The 18,811-nt window shown below is 69.4% G+C and carries 18 protein-coding genes; 6 read left to right on the forward strand and 12 right to left on the reverse strand.

Features of this window, described 5'->3' with window-relative positions:
• Positions 1 to 271: 271 nt before the first annotated feature.
• Positions 272 to 1,612 (reverse strand): GAF domain-containing protein, encoded by a 1,341-nt coding sequence (locus ABD197_RS01595; RefSeq protein WP_344050907.1) that lies wholly within the window; start codon positions 1,610 to 1,612, stop codon positions 272 to 274.
• A 142-nt stretch (positions 1,613 to 1,754) separates the two neighbouring features.
• Between ABD197_RS01595 and ABD197_RS01600 the strand changes: the two genes are divergently transcribed.
• A complete protein-coding gene (locus tag ABD197_RS01600) occupies positions 1,755 to 2,789 on the forward strand; it encodes an NAD(P)-dependent alcohol dehydrogenase (RefSeq protein ID WP_344050909.1) in 1,035 nt (344 codons plus the stop codon).
• On the opposite strand, the gene ABD197_RS01605 is transcribed toward ABD197_RS01600, so the two are convergent.
• Entirely contained in the window at positions 2,779 to 4,242 is a 1,464-nt protein-coding gene (locus ABD197_RS01605) for a CCA tRNA nucleotidyltransferase (protein WP_344050911.1), read from the reverse strand. The two genes, ABD197_RS01600 and ABD197_RS01605, sit on opposite strands and share 11 nt — an antisense overlap.
• 143 nt (positions 4,243 to 4,385) lie before the next feature.
• Positions 4,386 to 5,906: a DUF7059 domain-containing protein gene (locus ABD197_RS01610; RefSeq protein WP_344050913.1), complete on the reverse strand. Its 1,521-nt coding sequence runs from the start codon at positions 5,904 to 5,906 to the stop codon at positions 4,386 to 4,388.
• A gap of 170 nt (positions 5,907 to 6,076) precedes the next feature.
• Here ABD197_RS01610 and ABD197_RS01615 point away from each other — a divergent pair, with 170 nt between their 5' ends.
• From ABD197_RS01615 to trxA, 4 genes are all read left to right on the forward strand, one after another.
• Positions 6,077 to 8,269 (forward strand): DUF6049 family protein, encoded by a 2,193-nt coding sequence (locus ABD197_RS01615; RefSeq protein ID WP_344050915.1) that lies wholly within the window; start codon positions 6,077 to 6,079, stop codon positions 8,267 to 8,269.
• Positions 8,266 to 9,870, forward strand: coding sequence for a murein biosynthesis integral membrane protein MurJ (murJ, locus tag ABD197_RS01620; RefSeq protein WP_344050918.1), 1,605 nt, complete (start codon positions 8,266 to 8,268; stop codon positions 9,868 to 9,870). The genes ABD197_RS01615 and murJ overlap by 4 nt, the downstream gene beginning before the upstream one ends.
• A gap of 70 nt (positions 9,871 to 9,940) precedes the next feature.
• Positions 9,941 to 10,963, forward strand: coding sequence for a thioredoxin-disulfide reductase (gene trxB, locus ABD197_RS01625; RefSeq protein WP_344050920.1), 1,023 nt, complete (start codon positions 9,941 to 9,943; stop codon positions 10,961 to 10,963).
• A gap of 77 nt (positions 10,964 to 11,040) precedes the next feature.
• Complete coding sequence (trxA, locus tag ABD197_RS01630) at positions 11,041 to 11,364, forward strand: thioredoxin (RefSeq protein ID WP_344050922.1); 324 nt, start codon at positions 11,041 to 11,043, stop codon at positions 11,362 to 11,364.
• A gap of 67 nt (positions 11,365 to 11,431) precedes the next feature.
• Here trxA and ABD197_RS01635 read toward each other — a convergent pair whose 3' ends face one another.
• The 9 genes from ABD197_RS01635 to rpmH form a co-directional block, all read right to left on the reverse strand.
• Entirely contained in the window at positions 11,432 to 11,776 is a 345-nt protein-coding gene (locus ABD197_RS01635; RefSeq protein WP_344050924.1) for a tryptophan synthase subunit alpha, read from the reverse strand.
• A gap of 56 nt (positions 11,777 to 11,832) precedes the next feature.
• Positions 11,833 to 12,792, reverse strand: coding sequence for a ParB/RepB/Spo0J family partition protein (locus ABD197_RS01640; protein ID WP_344050926.1), 960 nt, complete (start codon positions 12,790 to 12,792; stop codon positions 11,833 to 11,835).
• Entirely contained in the window at positions 12,792 to 13,799 is a 1,008-nt protein-coding gene (locus ABD197_RS01645) for a ParA family protein (protein ID WP_344050929.1), read from the reverse strand. The genes ABD197_RS01640 and ABD197_RS01645 overlap by 1 nt, the downstream gene beginning before the upstream one ends.
• Before the next feature lie 117 nt (positions 13,800 to 13,916).
• The gene (gene rsmG / locus ABD197_RS01650; RefSeq protein ID WP_344050932.1) at positions 13,917 to 14,579 is read right to left on the reverse strand and encodes a 16S rRNA (guanine(527)-N(7))-methyltransferase RsmG; all 663 of its coding nucleotides are present in this window, start codon (positions 14,577 to 14,579) and stop codon (positions 13,917 to 13,919) included.
• Positions 14,572 to 15,087, reverse strand: a complete 516-nt coding sequence (locus ABD197_RS01655; protein WP_344050934.1) for a Jag family protein — start codon at positions 15,085 to 15,087, stop codon at positions 14,572 to 14,574. Before ABD197_RS01655 ends, rsmG begins: the two co-directional genes overlap by 8 nt.
• Positions 15,088 to 15,119: 32 nt before the next feature.
• Positions 15,120 to 16,202, reverse strand: coding sequence for a membrane protein insertase YidC (yidC, locus tag ABD197_RS01660; protein WP_344050936.1), 1,083 nt, complete (start codon positions 16,200 to 16,202; stop codon positions 15,120 to 15,122).
• 3 nt (positions 16,203 to 16,205) lie between these two features.
• Positions 16,206 to 16,541, reverse strand: a complete 336-nt coding sequence (yidD, locus tag ABD197_RS01665; protein ID WP_344055774.1) for a membrane protein insertion efficiency factor YidD — start codon at positions 16,539 to 16,541, stop codon at positions 16,206 to 16,208.
• Positions 16,542 to 16,558: 17 nt separating this feature from the next.
• A complete protein-coding gene (gene rnpA, locus ABD197_RS01670; protein WP_344050938.1) occupies positions 16,559 to 16,894 on the reverse strand; it encodes a ribonuclease P protein component in 336 nt (111 codons plus the stop codon).
• A gap of 9 nt (positions 16,895 to 16,903) precedes the next feature.
• Entirely contained in the window at positions 16,904 to 17,041 is a 138-nt protein-coding gene (gene rpmH, locus ABD197_RS01675) for a 50S ribosomal protein L34 (protein WP_344050940.1), read from the reverse strand.
• Positions 17,042 to 17,351: 310 nt separating this feature from the next.
• On the opposite strand from rpmH, the gene dnaA reads away from it, so the two are divergent.
• On the forward strand, positions 17,352 to 18,779 hold the full coding sequence (gene dnaA / locus ABD197_RS01680; RefSeq protein WP_344050942.1) for a chromosomal replication initiator protein DnaA: 1,428 nt from the start codon (positions 17,352 to 17,354) through the stop codon (positions 18,777 to 18,779).
• Positions 18,780 to 18,811 lie beyond the last annotated feature (32 nt).

An 18,811-nucleotide genomic window follows, 5' to 3' on the forward strand; every position in this document is an offset into this window, starting at 1 on the left:
GCCCGTCCCCTCGAGATGGTGGTTCTCCCCTCGAGACGGTGGCTCTCCCCTCGAGACGGTGGGTCCTTCGCCGAGACGGTGGGTTTCCCCTCGAGATGGTGGGTCCTTCGCCGAGATGGTGGCTCTTCCCTCGAGATGGTGGGCACCATCTCGGCGGAAAAGGGACCATCTCGGCGGAAAAGGGACCATCTCGGCGACAAAGGCACCATCTCGGACGAAAAGGGACCATCTCGGCGGGGAAGAGGGACGGAGCAGGAACCCGGGCGACGGATCAGTCGGCGGACTGCAGCCGCTCGATCCGCGCGACGAGCGCGGCGCGCTTGGGCGAGCGCGCCGGCAGCATCCGCAGGCAGAGCGTGAGCAGCTCCTCGTCCTCCGCGCCGGCATCCGTCTCGGCGAACGCGAGCAGCACGTCCACGCTCGCCTCGGCGATGAGCGCTTCGCGCAGGGCCGTGCGCACGGTGTCGCGCAGTTCCTCCACGCCCGGCGAGGTCGAATCGGGCAGCACGTCGCCGCGGTACGCCGCGAGCGCGACCCGGTGCGCGCCGCGATCCAGCAGCGACAGCACCTGCTGTGCATCGGTCTCCAGCTCGACGCCGAGCCGGTACGGCCGGGACTCCGGCACGAGCGCCGGCGCCTGCTTCTCGAGCACTCTGCGCAGGCGCACCATCTCGGCGCGCAGCGTGACGGTGACGGATGCCGAGGCCCCGGCATCCGCATCGCCGTAGACGAGCGCCCCCAACTGGTCGGCCGAGACCCCCTGCCGGTGGGTGGCGAGCATGAGGAGCAGTTCGGCATGGCGCTGACCGAGTTCGGACACGGACTCCGCGCCCTCGCGCGCCACCTCCAGCAGCGCCCGATCGCGTCCGAGCACCCGGAGCGTGATGCGCTCCACCGGAGCCGCGGCCCGCCGCGGCGCCGCCGGCTGCTCCGCCCGCGCCCGCAGCCGGGCGACCAGCAGTTCACCCTCGATCGCCCGAGCCGTCGCGTCGACGAGGAGCTGCGCCTGCGGGGTGATGGTCTCATCCCGTCCGGTGACGTCGATCACCCCGAGGATGCGCCGCGACTCCGGGTCGTGCACCGGCACCGCCGTGCACGACCACGGCTGCACGAGCCGGTTGAAGTGCTCGGCCCCGCGGATCTGCACCGAGCGGTCCAGCGCCAGCGCGGTGCCCGGCGCGGAGGTGCCGACCGCCTGCTCGGACCAGTTCGCTCCGGCGACGAAGCCCATATCGCCGGTGAGCGCCCGGATGTGATGGTCTCCCTCGACCCACAGCAGTCGCCCCGCCGCGTCGCCGACCGCGACCACGACTCCGGATTCGCTCGCCTCTCCCGGCAGCAGCAGCGCCCGGATCATGTCCATCACGCTCGCGAGCGGGTGCGTGCGCCGGTACTCCTCGAGCTCGGCGCTCGCGAGGTCGAGCGGCGGAAGCGCCTCGGCGCCGACGAGACTCGCCAGCGCGCGGCGCCAGGAATCCTGCACGAGCGGCCGCACGTCGTGCAGGCGCGGGTCGGCGCCGTTCCCGGCGACGAGCTCTTCGTGGGCGCGCTCGATCAGCAGGCGCGAGTTCTGCGGTGAGACCTCGCGGCGCGGCGACCACGGCGATGGCATGGCAGCTCCGTTCGACGTCGGGGAGCACGATCAGTCTAGGCACGCGAGGGGTATCACAGGCCGAGCGTGGGACCAAGGCCCCTGACGTCCACCCGCGCACAGGCGCAGAGTGGAATCACACCCACCACAGGAGGAGGACGCCATGAAGGCCGTGCAGTATCGCGAGATCGGCAAGGGACCCGAGGTCGTCGAGATCGACACCCCCGAACCCGAACCGGGTCAGATCCGGCTGCGGGTGACCGCGGCGGGCCTCTGCCACTCGGACTGGTTCGTGATGGACCTTCCCGCCGACCAGTACATCTACGGCCTGCCCCTCACGCTCGGTCACGAGGGGGCCGGCGTCGTGGACAAGCTCGGCGATGGTGTCGAGGGCATCGAGGTCGGCGGCGCGTACGCCGTCTACGGCCCGTGGGGCTGCGGCCAGTGCCGGGCGTGCGCGGAGGGCCGGGAGAACTACTGCACGCGGGCCGCGGAGCTCGGCATCGCCCCTCCGGGCCTGGGCGCACCCGGCGCGATGGCCGAGTACCTGATCGTCGACGACGCGCGCCACCTCGTTCCGCTCGGCGATCTCGATCCCGTCCAGACGGTGTCGCTGACGGATGCCGGCCTCACGCCCTACCACGCGATCAAGGCCGCGCAGCAGAAGCTGTTCCCGGGTTCCGTGGCCGTCGTGATCGGCGCGGGCGGGCTCGGGCACGTCGGCATCCAGATCCTCCGTGCCACGACGGCGGCGACCGTGATCGCGGTCGACCTGAACGAGGAGAAGCTCGCCCTCGCCGCCGAGGTCGGTGCGCACCACACCGTGCTCGCCGGTCCTGAGGCGGCCGAGAAGATCCGCGAACTCACCGGCGGCGCCGGTGCGGAGGCCGTGTTCGACTTCGTCGGTGCGCAGCCCACGATCGACACCGCGCGGGCGGTCGTCGCCGTCGACGGGTACGTCAGCATCGTCGGCATCGGCGGCGGCCTGATGCCCACGGGCTTCTTCTCCACGCCGTTCGGCGTGTCCGTGCGCGCGCCCTACTGGGGCAGCCGCAGCGAGCTGATCGAGGTGCTCGACCTCGCCCGCAGCGGCGCGATCACCGTGCACACCGAGCGGTTCGGCATCGACGACGCGGTCTCGGCGTACGAGAAGCTCCACGCGGGCACGGTGCGCGGCCGCGCGGTCGTCACTCCGTAGCCGCCGCAGCGCCCTGCGCGGCCCACCACGCGCGCAGGCGCGCCTCGGCGTCGGCCTCGTCGAGCATGCCTTCGTCGAGTCGCAGATCCAGGAGGTATCGGTAGGCCTTCCCGACCTCCGGGCCGGGCCGGATGCCGAGCACCTCCTGGATGCGGTTCCCGTCCAGGGCGGGACGCATCGCGCCGAGTTCTTCCGCCGCCGCGAGCTCGTCGATGCGGCGCTCGATGTCGTCGTACGCGGCCGCGAGCCGCGCAGCCTTGCGCTTGTTGCGCGTGGTCACGTCGGCGCGCGTGAGGATGTGCAGGCGGGACAGCTCGGCGCCGGCATCCCGCACGTAGCGCCGGACGGCGGAATCGGTCCACGCCCCCTCCGCATAGCCGAAGAAGCGCAGGTGCAGCTCGATGAGCGTCGTGACCGAGGCGATCGTGTCGGAGTCGAACCGGAGCGCCTGCAGGCGTTTGCGGGCGAGGCGGGCGCCCTTGACGTCGTGGTGGTGGAAGGTCACCCCGCCCCCTGGCTCCAGCTTGCGGGTCGCGGGCTTGCCGATGTCATGCAGGAGAGCGGCGAGGCGCAGCGGCACGTCGGGCGCTGTACCGGGGAAGCGCAGCTGCTCGAGATCGATCGCCTGCCGCAGCACCGTCAGCGAATGCTCGTAGACGTCCTTGTGGTGGTGGTGCTCGTCCACCTCGAGGCGCAGCGCCGGCACTTCGGGCAGGAACCGGTCCAGCACTCCGGTCTCGACCAGCAGACGGATGCCGCGCACCGGGTCGTCGGTCTGGAGGAGCTTCACGAGCTCACCCTGGATGCGCTCCGGGCTCACGATCGACAGCGTGTCGCGGAGTTCGGTCATCGCCGCGACGGTCGCGGGATCGACGTCGAACCCGAGCTGTGCGCTGAAGCGCGCTGCGCGCAGCATACGGAGGGGGTCGTCACCGAAGCTCACCGCCGGGTCGGCGGGAGTCCGCAGGCGACGCGCGACGAGGTCCTCGACGCCGCCGCTCGGGTCGACGAGCGTGCGCGCGGGCACCCGGAGCGCCATGGCGTTCACCGTGAAATCGCGGCGGGCGAGGTCGCCCTCGAGCGAATCGCCGAACTCGACGGTGGGCTTGCGGGTCAGTCCGTCGTAGCTGTCGGCGCGGAACGTCGTGATCTCCACCTGCTGCGCCGCGCCGGTGTGCGGATCGCGGATGCGCGCGCCGATCGTGCCGAAGTCGCGGCCGACGTCCCACTGCGCCGTGCTGATCGGACGGACGATCCTCAGGATGTCGTCCGGCCGCGCGTCGGTCGTGAAGTCCAGGTCGTTCGCCGGGCGCGCCAGAAGCGCGTCACGCACCGGTCCGCCGACGATCGCGAGCTCGAACCCCGCCGCGGCGAACGCGTCGGCCACGGTCGACACGATCGGCGACGCGGCGAGCGCGCCCAGGCGCGCCACACCCTCGGCCATGTTGAGCATGGTTTCCAGCCTACCGACGCGCGTCTCGGCCACTTCGGGGCCCGTCGGCGAAAGCGCGGGGTGGTTCCGGCCGATTCGCGCGTCCGAGGGGCGTCAGAGGTCGGTTTCTCCCCGCGCTTTCACACGCGACGCTCGCGCACGGCTCACGCGAACGCGAGGAACCCCGTGAACACCAGCTCCCGCACCTCGGGAAGCAGCGCCCGGCGCAGCTCGCGGCCGTCGACCTCCAGCAGCGTCGCGATCGCGTCGATGAGGACGCCGACGGCGAGGTCGCCGTCGCACGCGCCCACGAGGGCTGCCAGCCCCGGGTCCGCGGCCACCACGCGCGCGAAGCCGCCGCCCTGGTGCAGCTCGATCACGCTGGGGTCCTCGACCCCGGGCAGGTGATGGCGGGCTTCCGTGATGTCGGGGGCGACGATGAGCACCGCCGCGGCGAGCGCGTCGTCATCCAGCGCCGCCACCCGGTCGTGCGCCGCGAGGGCGCGCGCCAGATGCGCACCGAGGGCGTCCTGACCCCCGAGCGACTGCCCGATCCGTTCGTACCGCGCGAGGCTCGGTCCCCCGGAGACGGGTCTGCGCAGCAGCACGTACCCGAAGCCGATCCCGGTCACTCCGCGCTCGTCGAAGTCGGTGAGCCAGGCGTCGATCAGCGCGGCGTGCTGCGGTGTCCCGGGCACGGTGCCGCCGTCGCGCACCCACAGTTCGGCGTACGCGAGGGGGTCGAGACTCTCGCGTTCGATGACCCATGAGTCCAGCGGCACGTCGGAGCACTCGACCCACTCGCGCACGCGATCCAGGCCCACCGCCCCGCCGCGGCTCTCCCAGTTGCCGAGCATCTGCGCGACGCCGCCGGGCTCGAGGTGCGTGCCGACCCCGCGGATGACCGAGGCGACCAGGTCGTCGCCCTGCATCCCGCCGTCGCGGTACTCGTACGCCGGAACCCCCGCGACCCGCGGCGTGATCACGAACGGCGGATTGGAGACCACCCGGTCGAACCGCTCGCCGCGCACGGGCTCGAAGAGCGACCCCCGCAGCGTCCGGATGCCGGTCATGCCGTTCAGCAGCGCATTCAGTCGGGTGAACCGGAGCGCTCGATCCGAGATGTCGGTCGCGACGACCTCGGCGACATCGCGTCGGGCACGCAGGGATTGGATGCCGCACCCCGCGCCGAGATCGAGTGCTCGGCCCGCGGGGGTGGGCAACTGCAGTCCCGCGAGTGTGAGCGACGCGCCGCCGACGCCGAGCACGTGGTCTTCGGGGAGGGGTCCGCCGAGCGCCGCCTCGTCCAGGTCGCTCGCGATCCACCACTGCCCCGAGCCGCGATCGTCCGTGAAGGACTGCGGACGGATGATCGCCTGCGGCACGACATCGCCGTCGATACGGCAGAGTCCGAGACGCTCCAGGCCCACCGCACCGAGTGTCGGCAGCGCCTGGTCGACCGCGGCGATCGGCTGCGGCATCCCGAGCACGAGCAGCCGACCGAGGACGGCGAGCGCATCGGCACGGTCGCCGAGTGCGCGCATCGCCGGCGAGCGCAGTCCGCGCGCGATCGCGTTGTCAGCCGTCTCTCCCCACGCCGAGCGCAGCGCCTCTGAGAAGAATCCGGCGTCGTGCAGGTCATCGGCGAGCGCCCGGCACAGCGCGGGATCGGGTTCGGGGAGCACGTCTCCATTCAACCGCGAGTCCGCACCGGATCGAGCGCGCGTCGACACCGGCTGTACCGATGCTCGCGCCCGCGGAGCGGCTCTCGGGCGCGGCTCGGGATGCTCGGAGGGTCGGACCGTAGAATCGACCGGATCGTGCGGTCATGAATCGCACAGGAGCGAAATCCCACATGACCGTCAGTCACCCGCCCGCGGGAACCACCGCGCCACGCCCGCAGACGCCGTCGCGCGCTCGCCGCACGGCGCCGGCGGCGCTCCTCGCGACGGTCCTGCTGCTGATCACGGGTCTGCTCGCGGTCCCCTCCGCCTCGGCATCCACGGCGACGCCTACCCCGACACCCACGTCCGCCGTCGCACCCGGCGAGGCCGTCTTCACGCTGTCGCCCATCGCGAACGGCATCGTCCGCCCCGGCGACGGACTCGCGGTCTCGGTGACACTGCAGAACGGGACGGATGCCGCCACCCCGGCGACCGCCGTCACCCTGTCGCTCGGCTCGGAGGCGCTCACCGGCCGCGCCGCGCTCAGCGCATGGCTGAACGGGGACGGGTCGTCCTCCGGACTCGCGGCGGTCGGCCAGGCGGCCCTCCCCGTCGTGGCCCCCGCCGGCACCGAAACCGCGGGCATCGTCGTCGCCCCGACCGATCCGTCTCTCGCCGCCCGCGCGCCCGGCGTTTACCCGCTGTCCGCCTCGTACGACCTCGGCGACGGACCGGTCATCTCCCGCAGCGTCATGATCGTCCCTCCGGATGCCGCAGCCGAAGTCGGTATCGGCGTGATCGTCCCGATCACCGCCGCAGCGACCGCCGAGGGCCTGCTCACCGCGACCGAGCTCGCCGCACTGACCGCGCCCGAGGGCTCGCTCACCGACCAGCTCGACGCCGTGGACGGCACGGCGGCGATCCTGGCGGTCGATCCGGCCATCCCGGCCGCCATCCAGGTGCTGGGCAGTGCCGCCCCCGCCACGGCGACGGCCTGGCTGGCCCGCCTGGACGCGCTCCCCAACTCCCGGTTCGCACTGCAGTTCGGTGACGCGGACGTCGCCGCGCAGATGCAGGCGGGGCTCTCCAGGCCCTTGCGCCCCCTGTCGCTGCAGTCGTACATGGTGCCGGCGGACTTCACGGCGTCCACCGGGGCGACGCCGTCGCCGAGCCCCACGGCGGAGCCCGGCGAGCCGGTGTACCCGACACTCCCCGAGCTGCTCGACATCGGCGGCGCGCGGGAGAGCGTGTTCTGGCCGGGCACCGGCACGACCACTCCCGCAGTCGTCCAGTCTCTCGGCGCGGTCACGATCGACGGCCGCGACTCGCTCACCCTCGTGCCGTCGACCGCGACGGTGGCGGGCGCCTCCGGCGGGACGGTTCCGGGCCGGGCGATCTCCGGCGACGCCGACCTGCTCGTCTACGACGCCGACGTGTCGCGCGAGCTGCGGGCCGCATCCGACGAGGAGGAGACGAGCCTGCGCGGCGCTCCGCTGACCGCGGCGGCCGCCTACCTCGCGTTCGCGACCGCGCAGAGCGGCGGCGAGCCCATCGTCGTGACGCTCGACCGCGGCGAAGACCGCTCCCGCGTGGCACTGCGGACCGCGATCACCTCTGCGTCGCAGGCGCCCGGGGTGACCCCGCTGACGCTGGGCGGTGTCGCGGCCCGTATCCCGGCATCCGTCGAGATCGCCGACGGGCCGGTCGACCAGGTGCGTGTCGACGCGGCCGCAGCGCTCGTGGCCGACGAGGCCCAGGTGAACCGGTTCTCCACGATCCTCGACGATCCCACGGTGCTCACCGGGCCGGAGCGGGCGGAGATCCTGCAGCTTCTCGGGCTCGCGTGGGTGCCCGAGCCGGAGAAGTGGACGACCGCGCTCGCCGGGCACCGCGCCGCGACGGCGACGACGCTGGACAGTGTCGGCATCCTTCCGCCGAGCGACATCAACCTCTTCAGCGCCGGCGCCCCGATCCCGATCTGGGTGCGCAACGACCTGGACTATCCGGTGAACGTGGTGCTGTTCGCAACCCCCGACGACCTGCGCCTGGACGTCACGCGTGCGAACGAGGTCACCGCCGGCGCGAACAGCAACACGCGTGTCCAGGTGCCGGTCCGGGCGCGCGTGGGCAACGGTGAGGTCTCCGTGCAGCTCCAGCTGCGCAGCCGCACGCTCGAGCCCATCGGCGATGCCCAGGTGGTCGACGTGAACGTCCGCGCCGACTGGGAGGGCATCGGCCTGGTCATCCTGTCGGTCCTCGTCGGAGGGTTCCTCCTCCTCGGCGTGGTGCGCACCGTCCTGCGGTTCCGGCGACGGTCCCGCCGGGCGGCGGAGACACCGGATGCCGCGTCCGCCGAGACCGACCACGACAAGGGCACCGGATGAGCGGCATCGGACGGGCCAGCGTCCTGATCGGAGCGGGGACGATCGTCTCGCGGCTCACAGGCCTCCTGCGCACGGTCGTGCTCGTCGCTGCGGTCGGCTCTGTCGGCAGTCGTGCCGGCGACGCGTTCGCCCTGGCCAACCAGCTGCCGAACAACATCTACGCGATCATCTCGGCCGGCATCCTCACCGCCGTGATCGTGCCGCAGATCGTCAAGGCCACCGCGCACGACGACGGCGGGCGGGCGTTCGTGTCGAAGCTGTTCACGCTCGGCACGGTCGTCCTGGTCGTGACGACCGCGATCGCGCTCCTCGTCGCGCCGTGGCTCGTGCAGCTGTACGCCCCGAGCGCCCCGGCGGATCAACTGGCGCTCGCCACGGCCTTCGCCTACTGGTGTCTGCCGCAGATCCTGTTCTACGGGCTGTACGCCCTCGTCGGCGAAGCGCTGAACGCCCGGCGGATCTACGGACCGTTCACGTGGGCGCCGATCGTGAACAACGTCGTCTCGATCGCCGGCTTCCTCGTGGTCATCGCGCTGTTCGGCTCGGATCTGACCGCCATCTCGGACTGGACGCCCGATTCGATCGCGCTCCTGGGCGGAACGGCCACGCTCGGGATCGTGGTGCAGACCGCCGTGCTGCTCGCCTTCTGGCGGCGCACAGGTCTGCGGGTGCGGCCGGACTTCCGCTGGCGGGGCGTGGGGCTCGGCCACATCGGCAAGCTCGCAGGCTGGACCTTCCTCATGGTGATCGCCGGTCAGCTCGCGGGCCTGGTGCAGACGCGCATCGTGATCGAGGCGTCCGGCACCGGAGCATCGATATTCGCGATGCAGAACGCCTGGCTCATCTTCATGCTCCCGTACTCGGTGATCGTGCTCTCGATCGGCACCCCCTACTTCACGCAGCTGAGCGAGCACGCCGCCGCCGGCCGCGACGACGAGGTCCGCGGTGACATCGGACGCAGCATCCGCACCCTCGGTCTGTTCATCGTGATCGCGACCGCCGCCCTGGCCGTGGCGGCCGTGCCGGCCTCCCGCATCTTCACGAACTCCCGCGACGCCGCCGTCGAGGCCTCCGTCGTCCTGCTGTGCTTCCTGGTGAGCCTCGTGCCGCTCGCCGTCCTGTTCGTGATCCAGCGCACGTTCTACGCGTACAACGACACCCGCACCCCGTTCTTCTTCACGCTCCTCCAGTGCGTCCTGGTCGTGGTGACCGCGGTCGTGGCGTCCGCGACGCTCCCGCTGCAATTCCTCGCCGCGGGTGTGGCGCTCGGTCAGTCGTTCGCGAGCATCGTCCAGGTGATCATCGCCACCTGGCTGCTGAATCGACGCCTCGGCGGACTCCGGGTGGGTGCATGGATGCTGTCGCTCGGACGCTTCGTCCTCGCCGCGGTCCCCGCCGCCGGAGCGGGCTGGCTGACCTTCCAGTTGCTCGGCGGCGTCGACGGGTGGACCGTCTCCGACAAGCTCCTCGGCGCGGTGGGCGCCGCGATCATCGGGATCGCGTCCCTCGTCGTCTACGGGGCCTTCCTCGCGCTGCTGCGCGCTCCTGAACTGAAGCCGGCGCTCGAGATCGCGCGCCGCGTGCTGCCCGGCCGCCGCTGAGGCCGGGGCGGCGGAATGCCGCGCGACTACCATGTGTTGAAGCATCCGGAGCAACGAAAGAGAGGCGCTCGTGCGTCAGGTCATCATCATCGGATCGGGTCCGGCAGGCTTCACGGCCGCCATCTACGCGGCACGGGCGAACCTCGCCCCGCTCGTGGTGGCGAGCTCGGTGGAGGTCGGCGGCGAGCTCATGAACACGACGGATGTGGAGAACTTCCCGGGCTTCCCGGAGGGCATCCAGGGTCCTGAGCTCATGGCGAAGATGCAGGCGCAGGCCGAGCGCTTCGGTGCCGAGATCCTGTACGACGACGTGGTCTCGCTCGACCTCGAGGGCCCCGTCAAGACGGTCACCCTCGGCAGTGGCGCTGTGCACCAGGCGTCGTCGGTCATCTACGCGACCGGTTCGGCGTACCGCAAGCTGGGTCTGCCCGGAGAGGAGCGTCTCTCCGGTCGCGGCGTGTCGTGGTGCGCCACGTGCGACGGCTTCTTCTTCCGCGAGCAGACGATCGCCGTCGTCGGCGGCGGCGACTCGGCGATGGAGGAGGCGACCTTCCTGACCCGCTTCGCCTCGAAGGTCTACGTCATCCACCGCAAGGACTCGCTGCGCGCCTCGAAGATCATGCAGGAGCGCGCGTTCGCGAACGAGAAGATCGAGTTCCTGTGGAACACCGAGGTCGCCGACATCCTGGGCGACGAGGCCGTGAACGGCGTCCTGCTGCGCTCGACGGTCGACGGATCGACCCGCGAACTCGCCCTGAACGGGCTCTTCGTCGCGATCGGCAACGACCCGCGTACGCATCTTGTCCACGGCAAGCTCGAACTGACCCCCGAGGGCACGATCTGGGTCGATGGCCGGTCCTCCCGGACGTCCGTCGCCGGCGTCTTCGCCGCGGGTGACGTGATCGACCCCACCTACCGCCAGGCTGTCACGGCCGCCGGCAGCGGGACCGTGGCATCGCTGGATGCCGAGCACTTCCTCGCCGCACTCGAGCAGGCCGGCGGTGACCCGCAGGTGGCCGAGGACATCGAGGTCGCGACCGACATCCCCGACCCGGCGACCGACGAGCCCGAAACCGGCTCTGCGGCTGCCTGAGAGTCACCCGGGCACCGGAACAATCCGGCATGCCCCCGCGTTTTCCCCAATACCTACCTCAATCAAGGAGAAATGACATGACCGCCAAGGCGACGACATCCGCGACCTGGGAGCAGGACGTGCTGCAGGCTGAGGGCCCCGTCCTCGTGGACTTCTGGGCGGCCTGGTGCGGCCCCTGTCGCATGGTCGCCCCCGTGCTGGACGAGATCCAGGCCGAGAACGCGGGCAAGATCACCGTTCTCAAGCTCAACGTCGACGAGAACCCGGATCTGGCGATGAAGTACCAGATCACGTCGATCCCGGCGATGAAGGTCTTCAACAAGGGCGAGGTCGAGACCACGATCATCGGTGCGAAGCCGAAGTTCGCGATCGAGCAGGACCTCGCCGCCTACCTCGGCTGATCCTCGAATATCGAAGCCCCGATGAGATCACGGTCTCATCGGGGCTTTTTCGTGCGATCGGATGCCGCTACGACGCGTCCGTGCGGGCGGCGTCCCAGCGCCGATGGGTGGTCTCGTCGCCGATCAGGCGCCAGACCGCCTTCGTCAGCGGTGGGTAGTCCAACGCGATCTGCCGCAGCACCCGGTAGTGCCGGGACGAGTTCGGTCGCGCGCCGCCGTTCGCGGCGATGTTCTCCGCGCGGAGGATGAAGACGACCAACTCGTCGACGGTCGGCAGATCCTCCATGAAGTCCCATGGATCCTCACCCGCGCGCAGCCGCTCGTCGACGAGGACCGACAGCTCGTCCGCGGCTTCCGCGCGAAGGAGCTCGAGGCTCGCGCGTCTGCGCGGGTTCTCGTCGTGCGTCGCCATCAATCCAGCGTACGTCGGATTTCCGGTGCGCTGCCCGGGACGTGGACAGCCGGGCCTCAGAGTTGCGAGTAGCCGGACTCGCCGATCTCCTCGAGGATGCGGTTGAGGTCCTGGATGCTCGCGAAATCCACGATGATCTGGCCTTTTCTTGCGGTGAGCGAAATCTTCACGCGAGTGCTCAAGCGGTCACCAAGCCGTTCCGCGACCTCGTCGAGGTGCGCTCGGCGGGCACCGGCCTGAGGTCTCGGTCGTGTCGGACCCGACTCCGGCGCCTTGGCCGCGGCCTCGGCCGCGCGCACCGAGAGGTCCTCGTTCACGATCTTGTCCGAGAGCCGCTGCATGCTGTCGGCGTCCTCGAGCGACAGGATCGCCCGCGCATGGCCGGCGCTCAACACGCCCGCCGCGACGCGTTGCTGCACCGGGATCGGCAGCTTGAGCAGCCGGATCGTGTTGCTGATCTGCGGTCGCGACCGCCCGATGCGGGTCGCGAGCTCTTCCTGGGTGATCCCGAAGTCCGACAGCAGCTGCTGGTAGGCCGACGCCTCCTCGAGCGGGTTCAGTTCGGAGCGGTGCAGGTTCTCGAGGAGCGCATCGCGCAGGAGATGCTCGTCGGCGGTGTCGCGGATGACCGCGGGGATCGACTCCAGTCCGGCCTCACGCGCGGCGCGTGTACGACGCTCACCCATGATCAGCTCATACGTGCCGTCGCCGACCTCGCGGACGACGACCGGCTGCAGAACGCCGAATTCCCGCACGCTGTGCACGAGCTCGGCGAGGTCATCCGGGTCGAAGTTCGTCCGCGGCTGGCGTGGGTTGGGCACGATCGCATGCGGATCGATCTGCTGCAGGCGCGCGCCGGGCACGGTGACGAGTTCCTCCGCGGCCGCCTCGACCTCAATGGCCTCATCCTCGGGAGCACCCGGGAAGAAGACGTCGACGGGACGCGACTCCGAAGACGTCTCGCTCGTGGGGATCAGCGCGCCGATCCCCCTTCCCAGTCCGGTGCGTTTGGCCATCAGTTCTCTCCTTCGGCGGCTGCGCCGACGTTCTCGGGATGCCGCGCTGCGGCATCCGCGTGGGTTTCCTCGTTCGCGCCGTCCACTGCGCGGCCGTCCGTCGTATCGCGACGGATGATCTCCACCGCCGCCTCACGGTAGGCGACGGCACCGGCTGACGCCCCGTCGTACGCGATCACGGTCTGGCCGAAGCTCGGGGCCTCCGAGACGCGCACCGACCGCGGGATCACGGTCCCGAGGACTTCCTGCGGGAAGTGCGACCGCACCTCTTCCGCGACCTGCTGCGCGAGACGGGTGCGCCCGTCGTACATCGTCAGCACGATCGTGGAGAGACGGAGGCGGGGGTTCAGGTGCTTCTGGATCATCCGCACGGTCCCGAGCAGCTGGCTGAGGCCCTCCAGCGCGTAGTACTCGCACTGGATCGGGATCAGCAGCTCGTCGGCGGCCGCGAAAGCGTTGATCGTGAGCAGACCGAGCGACGGCGGGCAGTCGATGAGGACGAAGTCCAGACGCTCGTCGAGATTCGCCAGATACTCGTCGAGCGCGGTCCGCAAGCGGTGCTCGCGCGCGACCTGCGAGACGAGTTCGATCTCGGCGCCGGCCAGATGGATCGTGCTCGGCGCGCACAGCAGATTCGTCGACTCCGGGCTCGTCTGGACGATGTCGGCGATCGGGAAATCGTCGATCAGGACGTCGTAGATGCTGGGGATGTCTGCGGTGTGGGGCACACCGAGCGCCGTGGAGGCGTTCCCCTGCGGATCCAGATCGATCACCAGAACGCGCGCACCGACCGATGCGAGCGCCGCGGCGATGTTCACGGTCGTGGTGGTCTTCCCGACCCCGCCCTTCTGGTTCGACACCGTGATCACACGCGTCCGGCCACTGAGCCGGACGGTCACGGAATCGAGGACGCGACGACGGGCGGTCAGATCAGCGAGTTCCCGGGCGATGGGGCTGTCGTCGAGCGAGAAGGATGCCGTCGAATCGGCGTTTTCAGGATGTTTCACGTGAAACAACCTCTCTTTCGCGCTTCTCCGGACATGGTCTTCCACTCTAGCCGCCGGTCCTGACGTGGCTCGAACGAGACGGTGCCGACGGGATGTTTCACGTGAAACGGGTGTCGGTCAGCGCACCGTCGCGCGAACGACCCGGGTGGGTTCGGCAAGGAGGTCTTGACCCACCACCTCGACGCGCACGTTCGCGATGCGGTACTTGCGAAGCGCCTTCTCGGCTCCGGCGATCTCGAGTGCGGCGTTCGCCCCCTTGAGGAGGATCAATTCGCCACCGTCGCGTACGAGGGGAGCGGTGAGGGGGACCAGTGTCTTGAGTGCGCTCACGGCACGGGCCGTCACGGCATCCAGCACAGGACCACGCCTCCATTCCTCTGCTCGAGCCCGCACCACGTCGACGTTGTCCAGACCCAGCGCGTCCTTCTGCTCGGTGAGCCAGGCGACGCGTCGCTCCATCGGCTCGATGAGAACCCACTCCACGTCGGGACGGGCGATGGCGAGCACGAGTCCCGGCAGACCCGCTCCGGACCCGACATCACCGACACGGCCGGAGAACAGCGGCGCAGTGACCGCGCTGTTCAGCACGTGCCGGGTCCAGAGTCGCGGCGGCTCCAGGGGACCGATGAGGCCGCGCTCCTCGCCGTGCGCAGCCAGCGCGGCGGTGAAGGCGCGTGCGAGGTCGATGCGATCGCCGAAGATCCGCTCAGCGACCGCCGGCTCTTCCTCGACGCCCGCGGTCACTTCGGGATCCGGTGTTTCACGTGAAACATCAGCCACGGCTGATGACCGTGTGCCGGTCGGCGCCCTCACCGTAGGACTCGGACGTGAAGCCGCGGTCCGCGACGATGTCGTGCACGAGCTTGCGCTCGTAGCTGGACATCGCGGGAAGCGACGCCTGCGTCGAGCCACCCTCTTCGAGCCGGGCGATCGCGCGGTCGACGAGCGTCTCCAGTTCACGCTGGCGCTGATCACGCGATCCTCCGACATCGAGGATCAGGCGTGAGAAGCGCCCCGTCCGGTTCTGCACGGCGATACGTGTCAGCTCCTGCAGAGCCTGGACGGTATCCGGGTTGGAAAGGAGTGCGAGCGACCCCGGCTGGTCGGACTCGAGCGAGACGTACGCGCGACCCGACTTCACATCCAGGGCGAGGTCACCGTCGATGTCGGCGATGTCCAGCAGTTCTTCGAGGAAGTCGGCGGCGACGTCGCCCTCCTGCTCGAGCTGTTCGACCGTGGCGGCGGCGCGCTCGGGAGTGGACGCGGGAGACGTGATGTCAGAAGTCATGGCTGTTCCTGAGTGACGGGAGTGACGGTGGGTCAGGTGGCGGTGCCGGTGGCGGGGTCTGTCGACCCACCGGGTTTCGTACCCGCATCACCCGACTTCTGCGCCTGCTTCTTGGCACGCTGCTTACCGACCGGCTGCTGACGCTTGGGGGCGGCGGCGCGCGCGCGTTCTGCCTCCTCGAACAGTCGCTGCTGCTCGGCCTGGTACTTCTCGAGCGGGATGATCTTGCCGGACGAGTCGATCGCCTTGCCCCTGCGCGCGAGGCGCTCCTCGCGCATCTTGGCCGCCTCAGAACCGGGCGTGGGCATGTTCCGGATCACGATGAACTGCTGGACCATCGTCCACACGTTGCTGGTGAACCAGTAGATGACGACACCGAGCGGGAAGAAGACGCCGGAGAAGACGAAGGCGAACGGCAGGACGTAGAGCATGATCTTCTGCATCTGGTACGCCTGGCCGGTCTTGGCCTCGGGGGAGAGGTTCTTCGAGATGATCTGCAGCTGCGTGAAGAACTGCGAGACGATCATCAAGACGACGAGCACGAGCAGGATGCCGACGGTGACCTGCCAGCCCTCGGCCTGGGTCTCCCACGCGCCCACGAGAGTGTCGTGGAGGGACGCGACGCCGAAGAGCTTCGCGTTGTAGAACTCGGTCATGAGCTCATTGGTGAGCAGGCCCACGCCGGTGTGGTTCGGATCGGTCTTGATCGTCTGCACGCCGTTGAGCACGCTGAACAGCGCGAAGAACACGGGCATCTGCACGAGGAGCGGCAAGCACGACGAGGCCGGGTTCGTGCCGTGCTTCTTGTACAGCGCCATCGTCTCGCGGCTCATGGCCTCGCGGGAGAGCTGGTCTTTCTTGCCCTTGTACTTTTCCTGAACTTTTCGCAGTTCAGGGGCGATTTCCATCATCTTCCGCTGGCTCTTGATCTGCTTGACGAAGAGCGGAATGAGGGCGGAGCGGACGACGAGGACCAGGCCCACGATCGCGAGGACCCACGTGATGCCCGCAGCCGCCGGCAGGCCCATCGCGGTGAACAGCCAGTGCCAGGAGACGAGCACGAGCTCGACCGCCCATTTGAGCGGCCAGAGGATGATTCCGATCAGATCCGGCACGGATCAGTCCTTTCTCAGGGGTACGACGAATCCTCGCGGAGTCAGGTCGTACCGGAAGTTCTTGTGGAGGGGCACGTCGTCGACGCCTCCCTCCGCCCAGGGATGACAGCGGGCGATCCGGGTCGCCGCCATGATCGAACCGACGAGAGCACCGTGCTGCTGCACGGCGCCGACCGCGTAGGCCGAGCACGACGGGTAGTACTTGCAGACATCCCCATATGTATGGGAGATCGTCGCACGATAACCATGGAGCAAGCTCAACACGGAATTGCGCGGCAGGAGCGGAATCGCACGGATCCACGCGGACTGATCGAGGCGCGCCTCGCCGACGGAGGCCATCGGCAGCGTCTGCGTGCTCACGCGCCGCTCCGAGCGAGGCAACGCGTCACGTCGGCGCGCAACGCGGCGAAGTCGGCATCACGCCCTGGCGGAAGGACGCGGATCACGACATCCGACCCCGGCCTGACATCCGTCAGCGCCTCGGCGCACACCGCCTTGAGCCGGCGACGAAGGGTGTTGCGCACGACGGCGGATCCCACCTGCCGACTCACGATGAAGCCGAAGCGCGGCGGACGGGATTCACCGGTTGCGCTGGTGTACACGACCGTGTTCGCGCTCGCGCAACGACGGCCCCGACGGACGACGGCCTTGTAATCCGCTCCGCGGGTGAGTCGGTTCGGCCTCGCGAGCACCGCTGCAGGTCAGGCGGAGAGCTCGGTGCGCCCCTTGGCGCGACGAGCGGAGAGGATGCTGCGGCCGGCGCGGGTGCGCATGCGGGCGCGGAAACCGTGCTTCTTGGCGCGGCGGCGGTTGTTCGGCTGGTACGTGCGCTTGCTCATGAGATCACTTCCGGATCAGGTGTCTCCGGAACGCTCTGACCGGGGACGTGGGTATTCGGGACTGCCCTGAAGGCATAAGTCAACCGACTAAGGTTACGTTCCCGCGCGCGAGAACTCAAACCCGCCGGACCGGACAGGCCATTATGGCGAGGAATACCCGCAGTCCTGGCAATGACACGCGGTGCGGTCCTACAGTGGAGTTTGCTCCCGCGGCGGCCGCTGACTAGCGTGGCTCGGGCAGTTATCCACAGGTTCGGCGTGACGATCTCCGTCGGAAATCCTGGCCTGCGTCAATTCTCCCGGGGGGACCATGTCATCGCACGAGATTCCAGATGTTCCCGTCTGGTCCGCCGTGCTCGATGAACTCGCGGGCGATGACCGCGTCACCCCTCAGCTGCAGGGATTCCTGAGCCTCGCCGTCCCGCAGGGCGTCATGGGCGGAACGCTGTACCTGGACGTGCCGAACGACCTGACCGCGGCGCAGATCAACAAGCGGATGCGCGCCCCCATCATGGAAGCGCTCACCCGGGTCGACCAGGATCAGCAGCACGACCCCTCCGCCACGGCATTCCGCGTCGTGGTCAACCCGGAGTTGGCCTACTCGCGCTCCGCGCAGCCGGCGCCCGAGGCGGCCGAACCGCCCTCCGCGCCCACGCGCCCTCCTCTCGAGGAGCCTTTCGAACCGGCATCCGCCTCGCCCCGCAGCGACACACGGCTCAACCCGAAGTACACGTTCGACAACTTCGTCATCGGCCAGTCCAACCGCTTCGCCCACGCAGCCGCGGTCGCCGTCGCCGAAGCGCCGGCGAAGGCGTACAACCCGCTCTTCATCTACGGAGACTCCGGGCTCGGCAAGACGCACCTGCTGCACGCGATCGGCGATTACGCGCAGAGCCTGTATGCCGGCATCCGGGTCCGCTACGTCTCGAGCGAAGAGTTCACGAACGACTTCATCAACTCGATCGCGAACAACCGGGGATCGGCTTTCCAGGCGCGGTATCGCGACGTCGACATCCTCCTGATCGACGACATCCAGTTCCTGCAGGGTCGCGCCGAGACCCAGGAGGCCTTCTTCCACACGTTCAACACGCTGCACGACCACGACAAGCAGGTCGTGATCACGAGCGACGTGCCGCCCAAGCACCTCACGGGCTTCGAGGACCGCATGCGCAGCCGCTTCGAGTGGGGCCTCATCACCGACGTTCAGGCCCCCGACCTCGAGACGCGCATCGCCATCCTGCGCAAGAAGGCCCAGTCCGAACGTCTGCACATCCCGGACGAAGTGCTCGAGTACATCGCGACCGTCGTGTCCAAGAACATCCGCGAGCTCGAGGGAGCGCTCATCCGGGTGTCGGCGTTCGCCAGTCTGAACAGATCGACTCTCGACATCTCGCTCGCTCAGACCGTGCTGCGGGACATCGTCGACCAGGACGACGCGAACGTGATCTCGCCGACGGACATCATCACGGCGACGGCGGCGTACTTCAAGCTCACCGTCGACGACCTGTACGGCTCGAGCCGATCGCAAGCCGTCGCGACCGCCCGGCAGATCGCGATGTACCTCTGCCGTGAGCGCACGAGCCTGTCCCTGCCCAAGATCGGCCAGCTGTTCGGCAATCGAGATCACACGACCGTGATGTACGCGTACAAGAAGATCAGCGACCTCATGAAGGAGCGTCGCTCCATCTACAACCAGGTCTCGGAGATCACCGCACAGCTCGGCCGCAACTCGCGCTGACCCCCTCACGACGCCGATCCGACGGCGTTCGT

The sequence above is a fragment of the Microbacterium lacus genome (assembly GCF_039531105.1).
GTDB classification, from domain to species: Bacteria; Actinomycetota; Actinomycetes; order Actinomycetales; family Microbacteriaceae; genus Microbacterium; species Microbacterium lacus.